Origin of the sequence: Bifidobacterium hapali (assembly GCF_002259755.1) — a bacterium.
Classification (GTDB): Bacteria; Actinomycetota; Actinomycetes; order Actinomycetales; family Bifidobacteriaceae; genus Bifidobacterium; species Bifidobacterium hapali.
In genome coordinates, this window is sequence record NZ_MWWY01000006.1 from 58,339 (window position 1) to 74,240 (window position 15,902).

Annotated in this window: 13 protein-coding genes; 4 read left to right on the plus strand and 9 right to left on the minus strand. The window is 47.8% G+C overall.

The genetic code is table 11. The features are described from left to right. Positions 1 to 194 precede the first annotated feature (194 nt). From BHAP_RS01960 to BHAP_RS01970, 3 genes are all read left to right on the plus strand, one after another. Positions 195 to 1,505: a glycoside hydrolase family 125 protein gene (locus tag BHAP_RS01960; RefSeq protein WP_094729120.1), complete on the plus strand. Its 1,311-nt coding sequence runs from the start codon at positions 195 to 197 to the stop codon at positions 1,503 to 1,505. A gap of 153 nt (positions 1,506 to 1,658) precedes the next feature. Then, complete coding sequence (locus tag BHAP_RS01965; protein WP_169713144.1) at positions 1,659 to 2,894, plus strand: AGE family epimerase/isomerase; 1,236 nt, start codon at positions 1,659 to 1,661, stop codon at positions 2,892 to 2,894. Positions 2,895 to 3,188: 294 nt separating this feature from the next. Next, entirely contained in the window at positions 3,189 to 4,685 is a 1,497-nt protein-coding gene (locus tag BHAP_RS01970; RefSeq protein ID WP_094729124.1) for an ATP-binding protein, read from the plus strand. A gap of 96 nt (positions 4,686 to 4,781) precedes the next feature. Here the strand turns inward: BHAP_RS01970 and BHAP_RS01975 are convergent, their stop codons facing one another. From BHAP_RS01975 to BHAP_RS02010, 9 genes are all read right to left on the minus strand, one after another. Beyond that, positions 4,782 to 5,885, minus strand: a complete 1,104-nt coding sequence (locus tag BHAP_RS01975; RefSeq protein ID WP_094729126.1) for a LacI family DNA-binding transcriptional regulator — start codon at positions 5,883 to 5,885, stop codon at positions 4,782 to 4,784. Between the two features lie 200 nt (positions 5,886 to 6,085). Further along, positions 6,086 to 6,445 (minus strand): DUF202 domain-containing protein, encoded by a 360-nt coding sequence (locus tag BHAP_RS11410; protein WP_158216405.1) that lies wholly within the window; start codon positions 6,443 to 6,445, stop codon positions 6,086 to 6,088. Beyond that, complete coding sequence (locus BHAP_RS01980; protein WP_158216406.1) at positions 6,442 to 6,810, minus strand: YidH family protein; 369 nt, start codon at positions 6,808 to 6,810, stop codon at positions 6,442 to 6,444. The genes BHAP_RS11410 and BHAP_RS01980 overlap by 4 nt, the downstream gene beginning before the upstream one ends. Beyond that, the gene (locus BHAP_RS01985) at positions 6,791 to 8,077 is read right to left on the minus strand and encodes an anaerobic sulfatase maturase (RefSeq protein WP_094729130.1); all 1,287 of its coding nucleotides are present in this window, start codon (positions 8,075 to 8,077) and stop codon (positions 6,791 to 6,793) included. The genes BHAP_RS01980 and BHAP_RS01985 overlap by 20 nt, the downstream gene beginning before the upstream one ends. A 109-nt stretch (positions 8,078 to 8,186) precedes the next feature. Then, complete coding sequence (locus tag BHAP_RS01990; protein ID WP_094729132.1) at positions 8,187 to 9,635, minus strand: sulfatase family protein; 1,449 nt, start codon at positions 9,633 to 9,635, stop codon at positions 8,187 to 8,189. Continuing rightward, positions 9,632 to 10,501 (minus strand): carbohydrate ABC transporter permease, encoded by an 870-nt coding sequence (locus tag BHAP_RS01995; RefSeq protein WP_094729134.1) that lies wholly within the window; start codon positions 10,499 to 10,501, stop codon positions 9,632 to 9,634. Before BHAP_RS01995 ends, BHAP_RS01990 begins: the two co-directional genes overlap by 4 nt. Then, positions 10,501 to 11,463, minus strand: a complete 963-nt coding sequence (locus BHAP_RS02000; RefSeq protein WP_094729136.1) for a carbohydrate ABC transporter permease — start codon at positions 11,461 to 11,463, stop codon at positions 10,501 to 10,503. Before BHAP_RS02000 ends, BHAP_RS01995 begins: the two co-directional genes overlap by 1 nt. Before the next feature lie 3 nt (positions 11,464 to 11,466). Then, positions 11,467 to 12,765 (minus strand): ABC transporter substrate-binding protein, encoded by a 1,299-nt coding sequence (locus tag BHAP_RS02005; protein WP_094729137.1) that lies wholly within the window; start codon positions 12,763 to 12,765, stop codon positions 11,467 to 11,469. A 65-nt stretch (positions 12,766 to 12,830) separates the two neighbouring features. Further along, positions 12,831 to 14,117, minus strand: a complete 1,287-nt coding sequence (locus BHAP_RS02010; RefSeq protein ID WP_094729139.1) for a glycoside hydrolase 5 family protein — start codon at positions 14,115 to 14,117, stop codon at positions 12,831 to 12,833. A 370-nt stretch (positions 14,118 to 14,487) separates the two neighbouring features. Here BHAP_RS02010 and BHAP_RS02015 point away from each other — a divergent pair, with 370 nt between their 5' ends. Continuing rightward, positions 14,488 to 15,798, plus strand: a complete 1,311-nt coding sequence (locus BHAP_RS02015; protein ID WP_094729141.1) for an MFS transporter — start codon at positions 14,488 to 14,490, stop codon at positions 15,796 to 15,798. Positions 15,799 to 15,902: the final 104 nt, after the last annotated feature.

A 15,902-nucleotide genomic window follows, 5' to 3' on the forward strand; every position in this document is an offset into this window, starting at 1 on the left:
TGCTCAGTGAGACATTTCCGCCACTCGTCGTTAGTGCGTCTTCGTGCGTGGCGGTTTTGTAATGCACGGCAGCCCGCCACAGCCCGCCGCAACTTACCGCAACTTACGGCAGCGATGGCGTGTCGGATAGCTAAAGCAGTTTAGAATGTAATTGCATTAATCCATTAATCACGTTAACAAAGAAGTTGGATAGCATGACCTACACCGAAGTACCGCAATCCGTCGCGGCGTTCATGCAACGCATTACCGATCTGTGCGGCGACGAGCACACACGTTGGGCCGAAAATTTCAACGCCTGCTTCGCAAACACGCTACTGACCACCGTCAAGCGTCATGAGGACGGCACCACATTCCTACTCACTGGTGACATCCCAGCCATGTGGTTACGCGATTCGACCGCACAGGTGCGACCGTATCTTGTAATCGCCAAAGATGACCCTGATTTAGCCGATATGATCGAAGGACTCGTACGTCAGCAGTTCCGATTTATCGGCATCGACCCGTATGCGAACGCGTTCAATGAAGAGCCAAATGGGCACACATGGGACCCAGATGATCGCTCCGACCGTACCAGCCCGTGGCTGTGGGAACGCAAATATGAGGTTGACTCACTATGTTACCCAATTCAGCTGGCATGGCTCCTGTATGCCAACACTGGCCGCACGAGTCAGTTTGATTCCGAATTTATCTCCGGTGTCAAGACCATTCTCGACGTGTTTGAAACTGAGCAAGATCATGCGGCACGCTCACCGTATTTCTTTATCCGCAACACCACTATTCCTACTGAAACACTCGTCAACGACGGAAAAGGCTCCCCTGTCGCAGTCACTGGCATGACATGGTCAGGCTTCCGTCCGAGCGATGATGCTTGCACATACCACTATCTCGTGCCATCAAATATGTTCGTAGTGGTGGTCATGGACTATCTCGAGCGTATTTTCGGCGGTGAGCTCGGTGATGATCTTGCTGACCCGCAGATTGCTGCGCGCGCGAAGGCTTTGCGTGAGTCAGTCGATCACGGTATCAATACGTATGCGAAGACGACGAATCGTGATGGCGAAACAATTTGGGCGTTTGAGACTGACGGACTCGGTCACTATAACATTATGGGCGACAGCAATGTACCAGATCTCATGGCCGCACCGTATCTCGGATATTGCGAGCCCGATAATCCGACGTATCTTGCCACGCGCCGTACCTTGCTCAGCGACGAAAATCCGTACTATTACGAGGGCAAGTATCTCAAGGGTATTGGCTCGCCGCATACGCCGCCACGTTACGTCTGGCCGATCGCGTTGGCCGTTGAGGCATTGACCAGTGGCGACCATGCGTATGAAGCCCATATTCTTGACCGTCTCGTCGCAACCGACGCTGGTACACATCTCATGCATGAGGGTATTGACGTCGATGACCCGACCAAATACACGCGCGAATGGTTCAGCTGGTCGAACATGATGTTCTGCGAGCTGGTGATGGATTATTTCGGTATTCGCGTTGAACGGTAAGTGTTTACTATCAGTTTGCTGCCAATCAAGTCATATTGGTCAACAGTAATATGGTAAACGTTTTCCGAACGATATGACATGTCGCTACGCACTTGAGTTCATCGCCTCAGTGACGTAACAATAATAATGACAAAACTAAGAAAGGACAACGTAATGAGCACCAATCCTAAGTATCTGCTCGGCACTGAAGCCAACCGCATCTTCATGGCGTCCGAAACTTACGAACTACTCAATTTTGGTAAGGGCTTCCCCGCAGCTGTTGGCGGTTCCGGATGGCTGAACGCTGACGGTACCATCGATCCGTCACATGGTGAAGAAACGTGGATCACTAGCCGCATGGCACACGTGTACTCAATCGGCCACATGCTCGGATACCCGGGCGCTGGCGAACTGGCCGATAAGGCACTAGCTGGATTGACCGGCGTTCTGCATGATGACAAGAACGGCGGCTGGTATCCGCAGGTTCACGAAGACGGCACTCCCGAGCCCGGCAAAGTGTGCTACGCACATGCATTCGTGATTCTGGCTGCATCCTCGGCACTGCTGGCTGGTCGCCCGGGTGCACAAGAGCTGCTCGATGAGGCGCTGGCTACGTATGATAAGCATTTCTGGGATGAGGAAATCGGACTGGCAGTCGATACGTGGAACACTGAGTTCACTGAGCTTGACCCCTATCGTGGCCTGAACGCGAACATGCACACCACTGAGGCGTTCCTCGCTGTAGCAGATGCGACTGGCGACAACTCGTATCGCGTGCGTGCCGGCCGTATTATCGATCACGTGATCGGCTGGGCGAAGAATAACGAGTGGCGTATTCCTGAGCATTTTAGCTCTGATTGGACCGTTGAACTTGAATTTAACGCCGATAAGAAAGACGATCAGTTTAAGCCGTATGGCGCTACCCCGGGCCACGGCATCGAGTGGGCACGACTGATCACCCAGTGGGCACTGAGCTCGTTCGCCAACCTTGAAGGTGCTGAGCCGTACATTGAAGCCGCCGAACACCTGTTTGCGCGCGCTGTGGCTGACGCGTGGAACGCTGACGGCACTGTCGGCCTTGCATACACGACCGATTGGAACGGCAAGCCAGTGGTTACTGATCGCATGCACTGGACGCTAGCTGAGTCGTTGAACACTTCTGCTACGCTTTACTCTGCGACCGGCAAGGATGAGTATGCACAGTGGTATGCGACGTTCGCGCAATACGTGGATGAGCATGTGATCGATCACCAAGGTGGTTCGTGGTTCCACCAGCTCGATAAGGATAACCATGTGATCGGCACCGTGTGGCCAGGCAAGTCTGACCTCTACCACGCGTTCCAGTCCACGCTTATCCCGTTCCTTGACCCGGCAGTATCCATCGCCACCGCAGTCAAGAACGCTGCGTGAGGTTGCTAAAAACCAGTATCTTGCGGTATTAATACGTTAATACGTTAACGAATTGACTATTTTTGGTCATTTTTGCTAACAGAACTTCTAGTGGTCTGATTGTCATCCAATCAGACCACTTTATTGTTTGTGCTAACCCCAGCCTCATGACACTGCCACTCGTGCACGTGTACTACTCAAATTTCTTGTCGGTAACGATGATGAAATATCTAAGCATCCGTTTTACAGTTGCGTGTAACGCCTCTCTTAGCTGGCATAATAGAAAAAACAAAAATGAGAGGATGGTGATCATCGATGAATATAGCCGACATACAGCACATGCACGAGAACGGTCGTTTAGAAGTCAAACTCTCTACACACGGCAAAATTCCAACCAGCCTATGGCAATCGTATAGCTCATTTGCAAACACTAATGGCGGCACCATCGCTCTTGGCATTGAAGAAGATAACAAACGTAATTTACGTATTGTTGGCGTACCGAATGTGCACAATCTTGTGTCAATGTTCTGGAACAACGTCAATGATGGCAATACAGTGAGTTCAAACATTCTCGTAGACGAGGACGTTCGCATTGAACATATTGACGATAAAGATGTGATCATTATTGATGTTCCTCGTGCGCCTCGTTCGTTTAGACCTGTATATACGGGTAAAAATCCTCTAACTGGCACATGGCGGCGAAAAGGCGAAGGCGACTACCGATGCTCAAACGATGAAATTCGTTCGATGCTGCGAGATCAAGACGACGAGTCTATTGACAAGACAGTCGTAGAAGAGATAGGGCTTGAAGCTATCGATCATGATACTCTGAACGCCTACAAGAACATGTTCCGAACACGTCATCCTGATCATCCTTGGCTAAAGCTGCCTGACGATGAATTATTGTGGAAATTAGGAGCAGCACAACGCCTATCCGGCGACCGCAATTTGCATCCCACGCGTGCCGGTTTGTTGATGTTTGGCGACGAAAGATACATCACTGACGAGTTCTCGAAATATCTACTTGATTTTCGTATGGTGAGCGATCCTACGCAACAACGTTGGGACGATCGAGTGATGTCAGCAGACGGAACATGGCCAGGCAACGTGTTCGGATTTTGGCTACGAGTTATTACTAAGCTCACCGATGGTCTACCAGTGCCGTTTAATTTATCCGATGGCTTGATACGTAACGATGACACACCATTGCGTCGAGCCGTGCGCGAAGCACTGACTAATGCACTCGGACATGCTGATTATTTGGGACGAACAGGCGTAGTCATAGTCCGTTATGGCAACGAGCGCATAACATTCCGCAATCCAGGTGCGTTACGCATTGAACCATCCGTAATTGAACTCGGCGGCGTATCTGACGTACGCAACGAAACAATTATGAAAATGTTCAATTTACTCGGCATTGGCGAACGCGCCGGCAGCGGATTCGACACCATGCGCGAAGGAACTCGTTCCGCTGGGTTACCTGACCCTGAACTCATAGAAGAACTCAATCCCGACCGTACAACGCTCGTTCTGCCGATTACGGCATCAACTCACTCCCATCAGCAAGAGATACAACAGGAGCCTGATGTTGCAAGTATCCTTTTGAGTCTTACTGGTAAAGAGGCAGAAGTCTTTCACTTGTTTGCCAACGGCGATCAGCTGAAAACAAACGAGGTTGCGCAACGACTCAATGTATCTGATACTCGTGCACGAGTACTACTCAAATCTCTTGTTGCTAAAAGACTCCTAGTTCGATACGGCAATTCGCGAAATACAATATACTCAGTCAAAAATCGCAACACATCTCACTGATCATTCCGCAACGATTCCGCAACGATTCCGCAACGATTCCGCAACGAAAAGCGAGCGGAATATAGAGAAATCTCGCTCGCATTCCGATCGTTTGCGTCATACCACGACGTTTTTAGTACTCTCTCGAATGATGAGTTTAGGAGTCAAAATCTTGCGATTCCCACTCACCTGTTCACCATTTAACAACTTGAGCAGCAAATTCGCGATCTTTGTACCATATTCACCAGCGTCACGATGCACTGCAGTAATTGAAGGATACGTAGCCTCACAAATAAAGCTATCTTCAAAACTAACAATGGCCGGCAGATTATATGGATATCGCCGAGAAACACCAACCGTTGAATCCGTAGCAATACGCGCTACAAGAATCTCCGTAATCGATCGTAAACTAGATACCGCAAGAATTTCTGTTTCGTAAATGAACGCCGTGGGAGGCTCGTGCGATGCAAGAAACCGTTGCGTGGATTCCACTGCTTTCGTGGTATCAAAATCAGTAAATTCGACATATGCTCCGTCGAGATGCTTCTGTTCAGCGAATCGCAGGAATGCATTCTTACGTTCTTTGCTGTAGTCAAGATCCGGATCGCCTGAAATATAAGCAATTTTACGATGTCCCAGCAAAGATAGGTGATCAAGAATTGTTTCCATCGTCCGTGAATCATCAATTGACAATGACGGGACAACATCACTGGGATCAGGGCCGCCAGCCAACACTGCAGGTACCCCAAGTTCTTTAAGCAACGCAGGTCGAGGATCATCAGCACGTAGGTCTACAAGAATGACACCGTCTACACGCTTGCGCCTTGCCCAATCACGGTAGACAGCTACTTCTTCTTTAAGCGAAGAACATGGACGATACAGTAAACCATATCCTTTATGGCTAAATGACGCATGCAATCCAGCCATGAAATGCAACATAAACGTCTCATTTTGGACATCGGTTGATCGTGAAGGGGCAAATCCTATAGTCATAGTCTTTGACGAACCTAGTGCCTGCGCCGCATATACGGGACTCCAACCATGTTGTGCAGCCAGTTGTTTAACACGACGTTTTGTCTCTTCAGAAACACCAGGACGATCATTAATTGCGAACGACACCGCAGTTTGAGAAATGCCAAGTTCGTCAGCAATATCTTTCAGCGTGAACCGAGAGGTAGAAGCTATTTTGCCCCGCCGTCCATCTGCCGTGGGAACCGCCATAATAACACCTTTCAGATTCATGTTGCACCTGATGCTTTCGACAACCCTGTACAAACGTGGATATACAACATCATCTAACTTCTAATATATGCAAGTATATGCAAGAAACTTATTCACAAAGACTCATGCAAATTACATTAAGAGGCTACCTGAAATAATCCATTTCATCTCATCATTCTATGCTATCAACTGCGTGCCGGTCACATCAGCGTTAGTACAAGACAAGTGACTGACAAAGTCGACAATAACCAAGCAATGCCGCATAATCCTAAACCAGCAATAGGTCGATCAACAGACTCTTGCTGATCTATATGAACGAACCAAGCTACATATCGAGACTTACGGAACAGATATACGCCACATTCGATCAAAAATAACAACACTAATAATAATGTCATAAATCGCCATTGTTGATCAAAATATTGCATCGCCTTAAGTCCTACGCAACACAAAATTCCCGTAGCTAACATAGTTCGTTTCCACGCTAACCGCGTTCGTTCTATTTGCATACCTTTATCAACTACACGATCGTAATTATTCAATGCATCGTCATTCATCATAACCACGACCATGTTGCAAACACACCAATTGTCACGCATCCAGCGCATACAGTAGTCGCAATAGCAAACACAAATTGCGTCACAGATTTAGGCAGAGCATGTCCTAATCTCATAGCTTTCTCTACACGCGCCCAATCTATCCATGCCAGCACAGGCAACACCGAACCAATGACAAGAGCAAGCATTACTACAAAGCGTTTTACGTCATGAATCATGGCCACGCTAATATTGTCCAACGCTATAGCCAACGATACGATTGCAAACGAAGTACGACACCATGCCAAAAATGTACGTTCATTAGCAAGACTAAATCGAGGATCAGGCTCATTACCCACACCATAGACACTACGCGGGAATCGGTTCATATCGCCCCTCCTTACGCATGGTATCAATATCAAAGAAACTCGTGTCATTAGTTGCAATCTCATCCATGATCATCGCGGCAGGCAAACCATTATCAATGAGCTGTGCCATACGCTCCATAGCCGGCATAGCATGCTGGAAAAAACTGCGGTAACCCGCGCATAAGTAGTTAAGCCGATATGTGCCATTCAAATCTGGAGAGAATCGATCTTTAGGACAGCCTCCTTGGCAGGCCCAACGCACTGAGCACTCTAAACAATCATCTGGTAGATTTTGCTTAAACGAGGAAAATTGATGCTGTCTAGGTGTATTGATCATCTCGCGGAATTCTTGATGAAGGAAATTACCAAGACGATACTCATCTTCTACCCAGTGATCGCAAGAAAATACATCACCATTATGCGCGGCAACAAGCGCATTGCCGCATTGAGGAGCATGGACACATAACGAATACTGACCGAACATGTTGCCAAGCATTACGTCAAACTGCTGAACAAATACGCGTCCAACATCCTGCTGTACCCATTCGTCAAATATCGTGTTCAGAAATCTTCCCCACAAAACTGGATTAACTGATCTACTGGTGACATGACGTCCCGCTTGTCGATACAAAATACGACTGCCATCAGTTCTGCGCCAGCAATTTTCGGCAGATGCCGCATGCGCTTCATCCACACGTTCAACAATAGGGATGAACTGCACGTGTTCAGCATGCATTTCGTCGCGGAAAAAATGATATACCTCTAAAGGGTGGCTCTCGTTGGCCGCATGTACCGTGCACAACACATTACGTGCAATACCATAACCTTCAAGAAGGTGCCACCCACGCATGACTGATGTATGACTGCCACGACCTGCTTTATTCACCCGATATCGGTCATGCAATTCAGCAGGACCATCAACACTAATACCGACTAGCACATCATGTGCAGCGAGTAATCGACACCATCGATCATCAAGCAACGTACCATTCGTTTGTAGTACATGCCTAATGCGCTGTCCTGGTCGAGCAAGTTGTTCAGCGAGTGGCAATGCAAGCTCAAAGAACGATACACCGCGCATAGTAGGCTCCCCACCCTGCCATGCCACAGTAACATCACCATCAGGTTGTTCGTCAAGATAACGATGCAAAAAGACTGTAAGAGTCTCTTCACTCATCATTGGGTCTCCGGGCAACACTTGATCTTTCGAAATGAAGAAACAATATTCACAATCAAGGTTGCAATAAGCACCAGTCGGCTTGACCAGTATGGAGAACAGCTCATTCATCTGTATTCCCTTCCTGAATGGCACGTATCGAGACAAACCCGCGATTCGACCGATGAGATGAGTATTAGCCACACACATAAACGTCATCGGTCGAATCACAGTATTCAAATTATCGTTTGCCGATAATCTCTTGCCTTTGAGCTGGAGTCGGCCTCTCATATGGCTTGTCTCCCAGCTCTTGTTGCAGCTCAAGCATCCGCTTCTTAAGCGCATCTCGAACACCAACATATCGTGGGTCGTTATATACCGAATGCATCTCATGCGGATCTATTTTCAGATCAAATAATTCCCACTCAGGTGGATAGGTCACATCACTGGTATTAGCTAGCCCCAAACCATCCGCATAGTAATAGATGAGCTTATATCGCTCGGTTGTAATGCCATAGTGCGCCCATACATGATGCATATGATCATCATGTTCGTAATACCGGTAATAGAATGCATCACGAACTTGTGCATCCGGTACACCAGTGATCTGCGGTAACAAACTCATTCCTTGCATACGGTCGATGCATGGCACATCCGCAGCATCAAGCAGAGTCTGCGCGATATCAACGTTCGAAACGAGATTGGATACCACTTGTCCTGCAGGTACACGACGTGGCCATGACAGCAAAAGTGGCATACGTAGTGATTCTTCATACATGAATCGTTTATCAAACCAACCATGCTCGCCTAGGAAAAAGCCTTGATCAGACCCGTAGATCATGATCGTATCGTCGTGTTCTCCGCGCTCGCTCACAGCTTGCTCACAGCGTTCCACACTCTCATCAATAGCAGCGATTACACGCAAGTAATCTTGTAAATACCGTTGATACTTCCACACAGCAAGTTGCTCGTAATTAAGCCCCTCCGGTGGGTCCTCTTTCAGGTCTACGTCAGCCAGATCATCAGCAATACGCATTGTGGCTTTGTGAGCGGGAGTGGCACGATCAGAATAATCATCCCAGAATGTTTCTGGAACTGGAATGGGATCGTTATATAAGTTTATATGGCGTGGATGAGGCACCCAAGGCCGGTGAGGAGCTTTATGCCACAGCAGAATACACCACGGCTTATCGCCATGTTGCTGACTAAGCCACGCAAGTGCGTGGTCAGTAAGTAGATCCGTAGCATAACCTTCAGTCTGCACATCACCATTAGACGTATGCAGTAACGGATCAATATAGGTGCCCTGATCGTGAAGAACTTCCCAATAATCGAATCCTTGAGGGTCATGGCCTGCTCCATGTCCCATATGCCATTTGCCGAAGAATGCCGTAGTATATCCTGCATCATGTAGCAGTGATGCAAACGTCGGTTGACTTGAGTCGATAGGCGTATCGAGCGTCGTGACACCATTGACATGACTATAGGTGCCAGTCAAGATTGTGGCGCGAGAAGGTGCACATAACGAGTTGGTAACCAATGCTCGGTCAAAACGTACACCTTCAGCGGCAATTCGATCAATATTTGGTGTGTTGTTGAGATGTAACTGATTGCCATAGCAGCTAATAGCGGGTGATGCATGATCATCAGTGAGCACGAACAAAATATTGGGGCGTTTGTTGTTACTCATCCCTTAATACCTCCTTCTCCGACGCCCTGGAAGAAGTACTTCTGAAGAGCGAAGAACAGAATCAAAATCGGCATAATCGCGATGATCGTGCCGGCGGCCACCACACGGGGATCATTCGCAAATGTTCCCTGCAAATAGTTCAAACCAATAGTCAACGTGTACTTGTTCTGATCAGACATAACAAGTAGCGGCCACAGGAAGTCATCCCAAGCAGCGACGAAGGAGAAAATAGCTACAACAGCCATCGTTCCCTTCACTGAAGGAATGATGATGCGTATGAATCGTTGCCATGCGTTAGCACCATCAATCATGGCAGCCTCTTCGAGAGAGCTAGGGATACCGCTGATAGCATTGCGCATAAGTAGCACGTTCATAGCGCCAACCAATGATGGTAGAGCAATACCAAGCAACGTGTTGTTCAGACTCAAAGACTGCATAAGCATATAACGTGCAATAAGTATCGTCTCCGTCGGCATAACAATACCAACGATGAATACTCCCATTGCAAACTTACGACCCTTGAACTGGAACTTAGCAAGCGCATATCCAGCCGCAGTAGCACCAAACACGTTACCGATCAAACAAATGATAGCGACGATGACTGAGTTGATCGTGTATTTGAGAATCGGCACGATACGCGTGACTTCACCGTAAGCAGCGAGAGAAGCATCCTCAGGCCAAAATTGTGGTGGACGAGTATAGAGGCCAACTCCTTTGCCCTTGAGTGAAGTTGATAGCTGCCAAACTAATGGAGTAACCAGAATCACTAGAACTAGAAGCAGCACAAGATATCGAATAATCAGTCCAACGATTTTCTTTGATTTGGAACCTGCTGCAGCGCCACGCTGAATACCATTATTATTCATCACTGATCCTCCATTTGCATACGCAGCGATGCGACCATAAGGCCCACAGTGATGAGGAACATGACCAATGAAATCGCTGAGGAGTACCCGACTTGTGCATCGAGACCAGTACCTTCACGCTGGATGAGCATGACCATCGTCATACTTTTACCACCGATACCAGCAGTGTTATTCGACAGCACATAAATTTCCGTGAAGACGCGGAAAGCCGCCACTGAAGAAAGCGCCGCGATGAGTACCATTGTGTTACGCACTCCTGGAATGGTTACATTCCAAAATTGATGCCATGTGCCAGCGCCATCAATAGATGCCGCTTCATACAAATCAGTTGGAATATTGGTAAGCGCAGCCAAATAAATGACCATGTAGTAGCCAACGCCTTTCCAAATGGTGACAACCATTGAAGATATAAGCAGTAACCAGCGATCCGTGAGAAATGGGATTGGTGAAGTAATCCAGCCTAACGCTTGCAATAGTGAATTCACCATGCCACGCGAGTCAAGCATCCACTGCCACATAATGCCAGCAGCCACCATCGAAATGATTACAGGCACATAGTAGCCAGTGCGAAACACTGCAATGAATGGCACTTGCTTTTGCACAAGTAGCGCTAGCAATAGCGGCAAAAATACCATCATGGGCATAACAACGATGGCGTAGAGTGCGGAGTTTTGCAGAGCAATCCAGAAACGCTCATCTTGCGCCATTTTGATGAAGTTATCTAGTCCTACAAACTTCCAGCTACCTAAACGTCGCGCATTGGTGAAGGCGTAGATAACGGTTTGGAAGAATGGAACAATAGAGAAGAGAATAGTCACCACCAAGGCCACGGACAGAAATAGCCACGGGGTGGCAACACCATTGCGACGGATGCGGCTCGTGATGCCGCCGCCCGACTGGTTGGTACCACGTCGGGCGGCGATCTTGTCGCCGCGGTCCCGCTTATCGGTTGCGGCAGTCATGTATTACTCCTCCAGTCGCTGGTTGCAGAAGTCAACAGCATCATCAAGTGCCTGCTGCACAGACTTCTCACCTTGCAGCGCCTTGGCGATTTCTTCACGGAGATTAGACTTCATAGCCTCGCTGTATACAGCCGGCGAATAGGCAACCGCTTCCTTGATCTGCTCAGCGCCCATTACACGAACCTCAGCGATGTCAGAACCATCACTTTCAGTGAAATACGAATCTTCGAGAGATTCTTTAGCCGACGGGAAAATGTTGACTTCCTTAGCGAAACCGAGCTGATTCTTAGCATTAGTCACAAACTTTGCAAAGGCGACTGCAGTAGCCGGATTCTTAGTCTTTGAAGAGACACCAACCAGCTGAGGGTTCATATTTGGAGCAGCATTAACGATCTGCGGCGTAAAGACCAGCGACTTATAGACGCTCGGAGCATCATCCTTAATCTGCTGAATGTTATGTGCGCTACCGGCCATATAAGCAATACGAGCTGTCTGGAAGCTCTTGTCAACACCTGTATAGTTCTGGCTCAACGTTTCTGGTAGCAAGCCGCCGGCATCGTACACTTCCTTGAAACGATTGAGGTACTCCACAGCTTTTTCATTATTGAATGTGAACTTGGTCTGATCCTCGTTCATGAGTTCCACACCATACTCACCGAAAGACTCAAGAGTGGGAGTCCTACCGAACATTGAAAAGTCGCCATTTGCATTCTTTGCCATAATCAGTGCATCGTCGAACAGTTCGTCGAAATCCTTCGGCAGATCGTTCGGGTCAAGGCCGGCTTTCTCAAACAAAGCAGTATTAAACAGCGATGGACCAGTAGCAAGATACCACGGCAGTGCATACGTACCGCCATCAATTGACTTCCATGTTGCTACATCCCAAGCCTTTTCCAGATATATATCCTTGACATCGCCTGCAACCTTGGCCATATCCATCAAGTAGCCGTTCTTAGCCAATGGATAGCTGGTATTCTGATCAAAGTTGATAACATCCGGCAATGTACCACCAGAAGCGTCAGCAGACAGCTTGTCGGCATAATTGTCAGCCGGCTGATCAATCCACTTAACCTTAGTTCCGGGATTTTCTTTCTCAAAATCTGCAATCAGACCATTGAAGTAATCCTCAAATGCTGCTTTCAGATTCCAAGTCTGGAAAGTAATCTCACCCTTGATTTCACCATTCTTGACTTTATCGACGTAATCGGCACTTCCACCAGCGGAAGAACCGCAGCCGGAAAGTCCCATACACAACGCAAGTGCTGCTGCGGAGGCGATCTTCAGATGTGACTTCAGTGTCATTGTTATTCTTTCTCTCGGTGATTATTGATTGATAGTTGTTAGATTGATGGTTAGATAAACGACAGCTACCGTTCCAACGATGGATCGGATACCGCCGAGTAGGCATCTCCGGCAACAATGTCGCATGTGATGCACTCATTAATACCGCGTCGCTTCAATGCGTCCGCGTCATGAGCAATAGAAGATGCGATGAGCGCAGGACGTTCACCATTTTCTTCCATAGCCATCCATTGCTCAAAAATTGACCCTCCTGGAGCACATGCCAAACGGCATGTAGGTAGGTCATGATCGTTAACAGGAATAATAATCGCTCTACTTCGTGGCTGAGCAGCAACAGCATTGCGCTTATATTGCTCAATCAGTCCCGCATAAGTCTTAGCAATCGGCTTAATGTTGCCGTCATTATCGAACAGACCAAGCGCATGCTCAAATGGAGGAAAATCGCTCATTGAACTGTCCACATCATGCGAGCACCACCATGTGATGCCATACAGACGGTCACAGTCTAACGCGTGTTCAATAGTGCGGCGACAGAACTCTGGAGCGTCCTCACGCTTAACCACGTTCTCGGGAGCACCAACTTCTTGCAGCCAAACCTGATGATCTGCTTCATGAGTGAATGCTTTAGCAAGCTCAATCAAGTACGCAGCATGAGAAACACCAACTTCTGACATTGATCCATACCGCTGCGCCGTGCCATTAAACACCCACGAGTGTACAGTAGCTACGTCGCCTAGATTTGCCGCTTGCCGCGGAGTAAACGGATGACCATCCAAATACCACACGCCATCGTTTTCACTATGGAGCAGTATTCGGCCAGATGAAGCTGCTTTCTGCGCGATTGGAGCCATCATTGAGGTGAGCCAACGATCAGTATCATGTTCGTCCGCTGACATACGATGCGGATGGCTACGATCTGAAAACTGGTTACACTCGTTGCCGAGTGTCAAGCCACGGAAGTTTGGCAAATCTGCCAATGAGTCATACACCGCTGTGACCAATGTGCGTTCAGCTTCAAGAGCCTCTGCATCGGAGAACATGCTGCGATCATGCCACGTAACTAGCCATGACGGAATGAAATCAAAACTGGATAGGTGACCTTGGAACACGTCGCAGAACACATCAAGTCCAGCATTGCCGGCAAGTTCAGCCATGTGGCGTATATCGTCTAGCCCCTGCTTATTGATCCAAGTACGGTTAGGCTGCAGAATCGGCCATAAAGGAAAAATCCTGACATGGTCTAATCCCAGCCCAGCAATCTGATCAAGATCCTTGGCAATGGAATCCCAATCAGGGTTTAACCAAGCATGGAACCAACCATGCGACGGAGTGTAATTAACGCCGAATCGCATACCGATATCACTCTCCTTTCCTCTTCATTGTGGTGGATAGCGCTTTGTTTGAAAACTTCTCGACTTCGAGATATTTCATTCCAGCTACTAAATTGCTTTAGTTAGAGATTAGCACATCACTGCATTGTTAGCAAATCCTCAATTATCGATCTTTAGAATCATTGAAATATAAGCATTTTATCGGCGTTTCATATCAAAGAAGCCCACAAAAAAACACGACATTTGTCATACAAAAGAGCAACATGTTGTGATTTTTTACTAATTCGCTTTAGTTGATTAATAATGTTACTCTATTCACATAGCTACGTAGTTGTAGCCACTATTGCTTCGCATCACAGTAGTACTTCAACCCTTAAGGAGTGTTCAACCCATGCTTGAGTTCACGTCTCGATATCTAGGAACCGACGCCAAGGGGACACGCACGTTTTTCGTGATTTCCTTATCTTCGTGCATCTACTGGTTCCTGTCTATCAAAGGCGTGATCTACGAGCCATTTCGTCAAGCGTTGGGCGTTACCAACGCGCAGCTGGGCTTCTTACTTGGAGTAGCCGGCTTTGTGCAAGTGTTTGGCTATCTTGCACTAGGTTGGATACAAGATTTTCTCAACATCCGCAAAGTCATTGCATTTGATTTGATCGGTTACGGGCTGATTGCCATGTCACTTGCCATAGCATCTCATCTGCCGCTGTGGTATCTAACGATTGCGTTCGCTTGCTTCGGTTTATTTGGGGAAGCATTGTACTGGCCAACTATTCAGAAGAGTACACGTGGATTATCTGACGGCGTGCATCAGGCTGCCTTGTTTAGCGTGCAGGAAGCCATGCGCGGTGCTATGGGATTATTCGCCAACATGATCACATTGCTACTACTGATGATCTCACTTACGCCAATTGCTGGAGCGCGTACAGCGATGGTCTGCTATGCGTTGCTCATGATCGTCTTTTCAGTGGTTGTGTTGCATGGTATTCCTGACGATTTCTTACACGAACGTCGCCTCGCTTCTCGTCGCGATCAATCAGCCGTTGTAACACAACACCAAACATCTGGTGTGACGTTAGTCCGCAACGCGCTGCATATGCCAATCGTGTGGACAACTGGATTGGCTACTATGTGCGGATACACCACATACATCGCTGCAACTACCTACACTCTACCTCTATTGCAGCAGTCATTTGGTCTCAGCGACACACAAGCAGCTGTGTACGGTCTTGTCAATACTGGCATACTGCCTATCGTTGCCGCGCTGATATCCGGTCGGATCGCTAAACAATTCACGGATAGTCCACGGTGGATATCTCTCTTGTTTGTCGCATGTGCCGCATGTTCGATTCCGCTCATAGTCATACCTAAACATGACTCATGGCTCGTCGTTTGCATGATAGTCACGTGCGTATTGGCCCTCATATGCTACGCAACTCGTGCTATCTACTACGTGCCGATCGGCGAATACGATGTGCCCAACGATCAAGCTGCAACCGTTATGTCCGTTGCCTCATTCCTCGGCTATATGCCATCTTTCTTCGCATATCCGATGTTCGGTACGATTATTGACCGCAGTATTACCAGTGCAACAGCATATCGCATTATTTTTCTTATTATTCTGCTGACTAGTTGTGCCGGAGCTGGATTTAGTGTGCTCGGTCATCGACTTATTCAGCGCAAACAATCGCGATTCTCATAGCCATTCACGCGAGCAAATTACTCACGCACAATAGCGAACCAACATTGTTACAGCTCATCCATTTCATCCATTCCATCCTCTACTATCACCAATCGCCCAGCAAA

Bases quoted from the DNA above. Each gene is read 5' to 3' on its own strand.
- BHAP_RS01960 (WP_094729120.1), top strand. From the start codon at position 195: ATGACCTACACCGAAGTACCGCAATCCGTCGCGGCGTTCATGCAACGC.
- BHAP_RS01965 (WP_169713144.1), top strand. From the start codon at position 1,659: ATGAGCACCAATCCTAAGTATCTGCTCGGCACTGAAGCCAACCGCATC.
- BHAP_RS01970 (WP_094729124.1), top strand. From the start codon at position 3,189: ATGAATATAGCCGACATACAGCACATGCACGAGAACGGTCGTTTAGAA.
- BHAP_RS01975 (WP_094729126.1), bottom strand. From the start codon at position 5,885: ATGGCGGTTCCCACGGCAGATGGACGGCGGGGCAAAATAGCTTCTACC.
- BHAP_RS11410 (WP_158216405.1), bottom strand. From the start codon at position 6,445: ATGATGAATGACGATGCATTGAATAATTACGATCGTGTAGTTGATAAA.
- BHAP_RS01980 (WP_158216406.1), bottom strand. From the start codon at position 6,810: ATGAACCGATTCCCGCGTAGTGTCTATGGTGTGGGTAATGAGCCTGAT.
- BHAP_RS01985 (WP_094729130.1), bottom strand. From the start codon at position 8,077: ATGAATGAGCTGTTCTCCATACTGGTCAAGCCGACTGGTGCTTATTGC.
- BHAP_RS01990 (WP_094729132.1), bottom strand. From the start codon at position 9,635: ATGAGTAACAACAAACGCCCCAATATTTTGTTCGTGCTCACTGATGAT.
- BHAP_RS01995 (WP_094729134.1), bottom strand. From the start codon at position 10,501: ATGAATAATAATGGTATTCAGCGTGGCGCTGCAGCAGGTTCCAAATCA.
- BHAP_RS02000 (WP_094729136.1), bottom strand. From the start codon at position 11,463: ATGACTGCCGCAACCGATAAGCGGGACCGCGGCGACAAGATCGCCGCC.
- BHAP_RS02005 (WP_094729137.1), bottom strand. From the start codon at position 12,765: ATGACACTGAAGTCACATCTGAAGATCGCCTCCGCAGCAGCACTTGCG.
- BHAP_RS02010 (WP_094729139.1), bottom strand. From the start codon at position 14,117: ATGCGATTCGGCGTTAATTACACTCCGTCGCATGGTTGGTTCCATGCT.
- BHAP_RS02015 (WP_094729141.1), top strand. From the start codon at position 14,488: ATGCTTGAGTTCACGTCTCGATATCTAGGAACCGACGCCAAGGGGACA.